Origin of the sequence: Edaphobacter sp. (assembly GCF_035763405.1) — a bacterium.
GTDB lineage: Bacteria > Acidobacteriota > Terriglobia > Terriglobales > Acidobacteriaceae > Edaphobacter.
This window is the reverse complement of the sequence record NZ_DASUBE010000154.1, coordinates 1-7,219: the sequence shown is the minus strand read 5'-3', so window position 1 is coordinate 7,219 and position 7,219 is coordinate 1. Positions and strand designations below refer to the sequence as shown.

The following is a 7,219-nucleotide window of genomic DNA, read 5'->3' as shown; positions in this document are numbered from 1 at the left end:
AAGAGCGGCCAGAAGCAGTCGATTGCAGTTCTGGAAGAAGTGCTGAAGCAGAAACCGGACGACTCTGCCGCGAACCACTATTGGATTCATGCGGTGGAAGCGGGTGCGCATCCGGAGCTTGCGCTGCGCAGCGCCACCGTGCTGGCCAGCCTCGCTCCGGCCTCGGGACACATGGTGCACATGCCGGGACACATCTTCTTCCGCGTCGGCGATTACGCGCAGGCGGAGCACTGGTTTGCCGAATCCACTGCCGTGGACGAGGCCTACATGCGTACGCAGCACGTGAGCGTGGATGACGACTGGAACTATATTCACAACCTGATGTACGGCGTGGCGAACCTGATGGAAGAGGGCAAGCTGCACGATGCGACGGTGCTCTCGCACAAACTCGCAGGAGGACGCGGCGAGTTTGCGCCCTCGCTCTACATCGGCGTGCCGCGCGACGGCATGGCGCGGCTGGACCCGCAGTTGCCGGTGGCGCTGCGGCTGGGCGATTGGTCCGCGGTGATGAAGATGGCTGAGGAGAGCAAGCCTGACGCGAAGTTTGAAAATCTCAATTTTCTGGCTGGACAGTTGAAGGACTATGCCGGCGGAATGCTTGCCATTGAGGGCGGCGATGTCGCTCGCGCGCAGGCATCGTCTACACAACTCGACGCGGCGCTGTGGCGCATGTGGACAAAGCTCAAGGACGCGCCGAAGGCGAAGGCTCAGCCTGCGTCTGGTCCGGTCATGGCTGCGGTCATGCCGGATGCGCTGCCCGGGCCGCTGTTGAGCAATGTTTCGGTGATGTCTCTGGAGCTGCGCGCGTCGATTCTCGCGGCGCAGAAGAAGCTGCCCGAGGCGAAGGCGATGTTTGCCCGGGCCGCGAAGGAAGAGAAGGACCTCGGCTATCGTGAGCCGCCGATCTTTATTCGGCCTGTCGGAGAAACGGAGGGCGCGGCGTTGATGCGCGCGGGCGACTACGCTGACGCGCATGAAGCGTATGCCGCGGCTTTGCTGGAGCGACCGAAGTCAGGCTTTGGGTTATACGGCATGGCTCAAAGCAGCGAGGCCGCAGGTAATGCCGCGAAGGCGCGGGCTGAGTATGCGGAGTTTTTATCCGCGTGGAAGAACGCGGACACCGCGCTGCCGGAGCTGGCCCACGCGCGGCAGTTTGTAGCGGGAGAAAAAGTGCTGGCGAGTGCTCGCGCAAAGTGAAAGCTCCAGGGAGCCGCCGATTAAGTCTCCGATGTTCGCTCCGTCGTTCTGAGCGCAGCACCCTGCCCTGAGCGAAGCCGAATGGGAAGAATCCCTGTATTTCTTCTCTGCGCCAATACATTCCGTGGCCCTTCGATACTTAATCAGAGATCCCCTGAAAAAGTCCTCCTGCTACTGCGTCTTGTTCACAATGCGGTAGTCGTCCTGTTGCTCGGGCTGCGGCGTGTCCCATCCTCCGGGAGGAACGGCCGTCTGCTCGACTTCCTTCGGGCCCCACGTGTGCGGCTCGTACACGTAGACGGGCGTTGGCGTTTTGAGGATGGGATCGACGATGCGCCATGCCTCTTCGACGTAGTCCTGGCGCGCGAAGAGCGTGGCATCGCCTGCCATCGCGTCGCTCAGCACGCGCTGGTAGGCCTCCATCTCGCCGGGGCGAGCATGGCGGCTGGCAACCAGCTCGACCTCTTCCGGTTCTCCGCCTTCTCTGCTGGCCGCAACGGAGACCGCCATCGCCACCGTCACCTCCGGGCTGATGCGGAAGCGGATATAGTTCTGCGGCGAGTTGGGATCGTTGGTATTTGTCAACGGCGGACGTCGCAGTCGAGCCACGATCTCCATGCACGTGATGGGCAGGTTTTTCCCCGCGCGAATGTAGAAGGGAACACCGTCCCATCGCCAGGATTTAATTTCAAGACGCAGCGCGGCAAAGGTCTCGACCTGCGAGTTCGGCGCGACGCCCTTCTCGTCGAGATACCCGCGAAACTGGCCGCGCACCAGATTCTTCGGGTCGATTGGAGGAATGGCCTTCAGCACCTTCACCTTTTCATCGCGCTTCGATTCGCTGTCTGCGCGCGCGGGCGCTTCCATCGCAAGATTGCACATCACCTGAAAGATGTGGTTCTGAATGACGTCGCGGATCGCGCCCGTCTGGTCATAAAAAGCGCCGCGGCCCTGTACGCCGAAGTCTTCGGCCATCGTGATCTGCACGCTCTCAATGTGGTCGCGGTTCCACAGCGGCTCCAAAAACGAGTTCGAGAAGCGGAACGAGACCATGTTGTGGACCGGCCCTTTAGCGAGGTAGTGGTCGATGCGAAAGATCGACGTCTCCGGAAACGCGGAGAGCAGAATGCGGTTCAGCTCGTGCGCCGAGGCCAGGTCGTGGCCGAAGGGCTTCTCGACGATCATCCGCGCGCCGCGCGAGCAGCCCGACTGCACAAGCTGTTCGACGACCTTCTCAAACAGAAACGGCGGGATGGCAAGATAGTGCGCTGGACATTGCGCCGCGCCCAGCTCCTTGCGCACGGCGGCAAAGGTGGCCGCGTCGGCGTAGTCGCCATCGACGTAGCGGAGCAGGGAAGACAGTTTTGCAAATGCGTCCGCATCGAGCCCGCCGTGCTGCTCGATGCTGTCCTTCGCGCGCGCCTTCAGTTGGTCCAGGTTCCATCCTGCCTTGGCGACTCCGATCACCGGTACATTCAGCGTGCCGGACTTCACCATGGACTGGAGCGCGGGAAAGATTTTTTTATAGGCAAGATCGCCGGTTGCGCCGAAAAAGACCAGTGCGTCGGAATGCTGATTACTCACGAAGAGGCTCCTTGAAGGTTCATCTCTATCTTCACCGATGAAGGTTATGAAATCAGTTCACTGATTTGATGCCACACATCAGGATCGACCGGCACGCCGAGCCGAAGATTTTCTTCGCGCAGCCGAATCGTCTGCTCGCCCGGATAGCGCAGCGGCCTCGTCGGGTCGAGCGGCGCGGTGCCGTGCAGATGCTCAATGACGCCGTCTGCGATGCGAGCGAGTTCGCCGGCCTGCGTCACGTTGGCCGGATCGATGGCCAGAAAGATCTGCGACTGGCCAGCCTCGCGCATGGGGTCCAGGCCAAGCTCGTGCGTGGCCAGTCCGCCTGAGAGCATCGCCGCCATCATGTCGAGCACCAGCGAGAGCCCCGAGCCTTTCCAGTAGCCGACAGGCAGCGCGCGCTGCGTGGCCTCAATCGCGGCCGCGTCGGTCGTCAGGTTGCCCATGGCATCGAAGCCTCCCGGTACAGGCAGCGGCGCGTTGCGCTTGCTGTACGCGGCCAGCGTGCCGTAAGAGAACTGCGACATCGCCATATCGAGCACGACGTGTCCCTCGGCTCGCGGAATGGCAATCACCAGCGGATTGTTGCCGACCGTCGGTACGGCGGTGCCCCACGCCGGCAGGTTCGGCAGCGTGTTCGACCAGCACATCGCAAACATGCCCGCCTCCGCGGCGAGCCAGCCATAGGTGCCGCCGCGCATCCAGTGGTTGGTATTGGCCAGCGCCACGGCGGCGATGCCGTGCTGCTTTGCCAGCGCGATGGTGTTCTGCATCGCGGCGAAAGCGTTCAGGTTGCCGACGCCGCGATGCCCGTCCCATCGTTCGAGCGCGCCGAAGGCCGCCGTGCGTGTAGCCGCGGCGTTCACGTCGATGCTGCCGTTGCGCACCATGGCCGCGAAACGTGGAAAGCGATTGAGGCCGTGCGTGTACACGCCGTCGCGCGTGGTTTCGGCAAACAGGCGGGCGCTCAGAGCAGCGCGATCTTCGGCAAGGCCGAGTCGGAGCATAGCTCGGCGAAGAGCTTCATAGAGATCGTTGTAGGGAACTCGATGCATGTGGTCTATGGTAATGCTCAAGAGAGCACGGCCTGGGGAATAGGGAATGGGGATTTGGGATCAAGCGCGCAATGCTTTCAAGAATGAAATGTATTTGTTGGATATAACAAGACTTGATAGGGTGGGGAATGCTGTAAAGTTCGATTGCAGGGAGAAGCTGGATGGATGTGGTGAGCGCAATGCGTGAGGTGGCGGCTCCAAGGCCCAGAGTCGCGCGGCCGATTGTGCTGGTGGGGGCGGGCGGCATTGCGCACGACGCGCACCTTCCCGCGTACAAAAAGGCCGGGTTCCCCGTCGTCGCCGTCGTGGACCGCGACCGCCAGAAGGCCGAGGCGCTCGCGCGCGAGTTCGCCATCCCGTTCGTCGCCAGTACGATTGCCGAGGCCATCGCCTATGCGCCGAAGGACGCGGTCTTTGACTGCGCCGTGCCCGCGCCCGCGCAGACCAGTGTGCTGCCTCAGTTGCCCGACGGCGCAGCCGTGCTGCTGCAGAAGCCCATGGGTGAGACGCTGGCCGAGGCGACCGAGATCCTGCACATCTGCCGCAGAAAGAAACTGATCGCCGCGGTGAACTTTCAGCTCCGCTGGGCGCCGAACATGCTGGCCGCGCGCGCGCTTGCCGAAACCGGCGCGCTGGGCGAGCTGCACGACATGGAGGTTTCCGTAAGCTGCCACATGCCGTGGGAGCTGTGGGACTTTCTCAAGACCGCACCACGACTGGAGATTCTCTACCACTCCATCCACTACGTCGATCTCGTCCGCGCATGGTTCGGCAACCCGCGCGGCGTCTATGCAAAGACGGTGAAGAGTCCGCGCACATCGCACCTGGCTGCGACCAAGAGCGTCATCACCTTCGACTACGGCGACGACAAGCGCGTCTTCATCGCATCGAACCACAGTCACGACTTCGATCCGAAGATGCAGCGCAGCTTCGTCCAGTGGGAAGGCATGACCGGCGCCATGCGCGCGCGGATGGGCGTGAACCTGAACTATCCCATCGGCCTGCCCGACAACCTCGAATACATCCTGCGCGGCGACGGAGGCTGGAAGGACGCACCCGTCAGCGGCAACTGGTTCCCCGACGCCTTCATGGGCTCCATGGGCTCGCTGCAACGCTACGTGCAGGGCGAAACCATGAAGCTGCCGACGAGCGTCGAAGACGCCATCGACACCATGCGCGTCGTCGAGGCCGCGTACCGCTCAAGCGAGCAGGGTGGCGTCGAACTGCCCGAGATCAACTGAACGGGCCAGAGCCGATTTCCGGTTGCTGTGCACTGCTCATTTGCGCTCGTTCTCTTTTGGTTGTCATTCCCGCAGGGAATCTGCGCTTTGCTTCGGCTGGCACAGATGCACGTCCTCAGGAAGTCGGCTCTAGCGACCCATCCACCCGCCATCGACAGTCAGCACGGTTCCCGTCACATAATCGCTGGCGGCGGAGCTGAGAAACAGCGCCGCTCCGGCAAGATCGCGCGGCTGTCCCCAGCGCGCGGCGGGGATGCGCTCAAGTATCTGGCGATTGCGCGTCTCGTCTGCCTGCAGCGCCTCAGTGTTGGTCGTAGCGAAGTAGCCGGGCGCAATGGCGTTGACCTGAATCCCCTTCGCGGCCCACTCGTTGGCGAGCGCCTTGGTCAGTTGCGCGACTCCGCCCTTCGACGCCGCATACGCAGGCACGCGAATGCCTCCCTGAAAGCTCAGCAGCGACGCGATGTTGACAATCTTGCCCGCGCCGCGCGGAATCATATCGCGCGCCGCAAGCTGCGAAAGCTGAAAGACGCTGGTCAGGTTCACCTGCAACACCTGCTGCCAGTCATCCAGCGGAAACTCTTCCGCTGCGTGACGGATGATGGTGCCCGCATTGTTCACCAGAATATCGATGTGTCCGAACTTCGCCTTCACCTGGCTGAAGAGGTCTTCAGCCCCGCTGGTGGAAGAGAGGTCCGCGCGAAATGCGGCAGCCTTCGGGCCAATCGCCTCGGCTGTCTCGGTTGCAGGGCGCCGGTTGCCGTGGCATGCGACGCTTGCCCCCGCCTGCGCCAGCGCCGCAGCGATCGCCGCGCCCAGTCCGCTGGCCGAGCCGGTCACGAGAGCCACTTTGTTATCAAGACGGAAGAGATCAAGAATGTTCGATGAATTGTTTTGCATGTCTGATGCCACTCTACCCGGTGCGGCTTGAACGGAGCAAACACCACCGGCACGCTGCGTTGCAAGTGCGGCGTGACCGGGGTTATGATTTTTGTCCGCAAGACAACTACTTTCTATCAAGGAGGCTGTTCCTATGAGCTCCGCTACCATTGCTACACCACAAATCGATGGAGCAAAGCTACATGACTTTATGCTCAAGGCCGTGGGCGACATGGGCGCGTCCATGCACGGCGTGCTCATCCTGCTGGGCGACAGGCTGGGCCTGTACAAGGCCATGGCCGACAGCAAACCCATCACCTCTACCGAGCTTGCCTCGCGCACTAAAACCAGCGAGCGATACATCCGCGAGTGGTTGAACGCGAATGCCGCCAGCGGCTACGTGACTTACGATCCCGCAACGAAGTCTTACACGCTGCCGCCCGAGCAGGCAGTGGTGCTGGCCATGGAGCACGGCCCCGCATTTCTTCCCGGAGCGTTCGAGATCGTCCTGTCCTGCTTCAACGACGTGGACAAGATTGAAGAGGCCTTCCGCACCGGCAAGGGCGTGGGTTGGCACGAGCATCATCACGCGCTCTACCACGGCGTCGAGCGGTTTTTCCGCCCGGGCTACCTGATGAACCTGACGACGAACTGGATCCCCGCGCTCACCGGAGTAGAACAAAAGCTGCGAGACGGGGCCAAGGTGGCCGACATCGGCTGCGGCCTCGGTGCCTCCACCATCCTGATGGCGAAGGCGTTTCCAAACTCGGAGTTCTATGGCTTCGACTATCACGATGCGTCGATTGCGATGGCGCGCGAGGCGGCCAAACGCGAGGGCATCGGCGACCGCCTGCACTTCGAGGTCGCGTCGGCGAAGAATTATCCCGGCAAGGACTACGACTTCGTCGCCTTCTTCGACTGTCTGCACGACATGGGCGACCCGAAGGGAGCGGCAGCCTATGTTCATTCCACGATGAAGCCCGATGGCACGTGGATGATTGTCGAGCCCTATGCGGAAGACGCAACGGAAGGGAACCTCAATCCGGTAGGGCGCGTCTTTTACACAGCATCGACGATGATCTGCGTACCCGCGTCTCTCTCGCAGGAGGTCGGGGCGGCGCTCGGCGCGCAGGCAGGCGAGAAGCGCATCGGCGAAGTGGTCACGGCAGGAGGCTTCAAGAACTTCCATCGCGCCACGCAGACGCCGTTCAACCTGGTGTACGAAGCGCGAGCATAACGGGCGCAGGATACACGGCCGCTGCT

The 7,219-nt window shown here is 62.3% G+C and carries 6 protein-coding genes; 3 read left to right on the top strand and 3 right to left on the bottom strand.

Annotated elements, in window-relative coordinates; all coding sequences use genetic code 11:
* A partial coding sequence (locus VFU66_RS14510; protein WP_326446982.1) for a hypothetical protein occupies window positions 1–1,197 on the top strand: 1,197 nt, incomplete at its 5' end.
* Window positions 1,198–1,368: 171 nt separating this feature from the next.
* Here VFU66_RS14510 and zwf read toward each other — a convergent pair.
* Together zwf and yiaK are read right to left on the bottom strand one after the other, a co-directional pair.
* The gene (zwf, locus tag VFU66_RS14505; RefSeq protein ID WP_326446981.1) at window positions 1,369–2,781 is read right to left on the bottom strand and encodes a glucose-6-phosphate dehydrogenase; all 1,413 of its coding nucleotides are present in this window, start codon (window positions 2,779–2,781) and stop codon (window positions 1,369–1,371) included.
* Window positions 2,782–2,825: 44 nt separating this feature from the next.
* Window positions 2,826–3,836, bottom strand: a complete 1,011-nt coding sequence (gene yiaK / locus VFU66_RS14500; RefSeq protein ID WP_326446980.1) for a 3-dehydro-L-gulonate 2-dehydrogenase — start codon at window positions 3,834–3,836, stop codon at window positions 2,826–2,828.
* Window positions 3,837–4,015: 179 nt separating this feature from the next.
* On the opposite strand from yiaK, the gene VFU66_RS14495 reads away from it, so the two are divergent.
* Window positions 4,016–5,077, top strand: a complete 1,062-nt coding sequence (locus tag VFU66_RS14495) for a Gfo/Idh/MocA family protein (protein WP_326446983.1) — start codon at window positions 4,016–4,018, stop codon at window positions 5,075–5,077.
* Window positions 5,078–5,206: 129 nt separating this feature from the next.
* Here the strand turns inward: VFU66_RS14495 and VFU66_RS14490 are convergent, their stop codons facing one another.
* Entirely contained in the window at window positions 5,207–5,977 is a 771-nt protein-coding gene (locus VFU66_RS14490) for a glucose 1-dehydrogenase (RefSeq protein WP_326446979.1), read from the bottom strand.
* A 133-nt stretch (window positions 5,978–6,110) separates the two neighbouring features.
* Between VFU66_RS14490 and VFU66_RS14485 the strand changes: the two genes are divergently transcribed.
* A complete protein-coding gene (locus VFU66_RS14485; protein ID WP_326446978.1) occupies window positions 6,111–7,193 on the top strand; it encodes a class I SAM-dependent methyltransferase in 1,083 nt (360 codons plus the stop codon).
* Window positions 7,194–7,219: the final 26 nt, after the last annotated feature.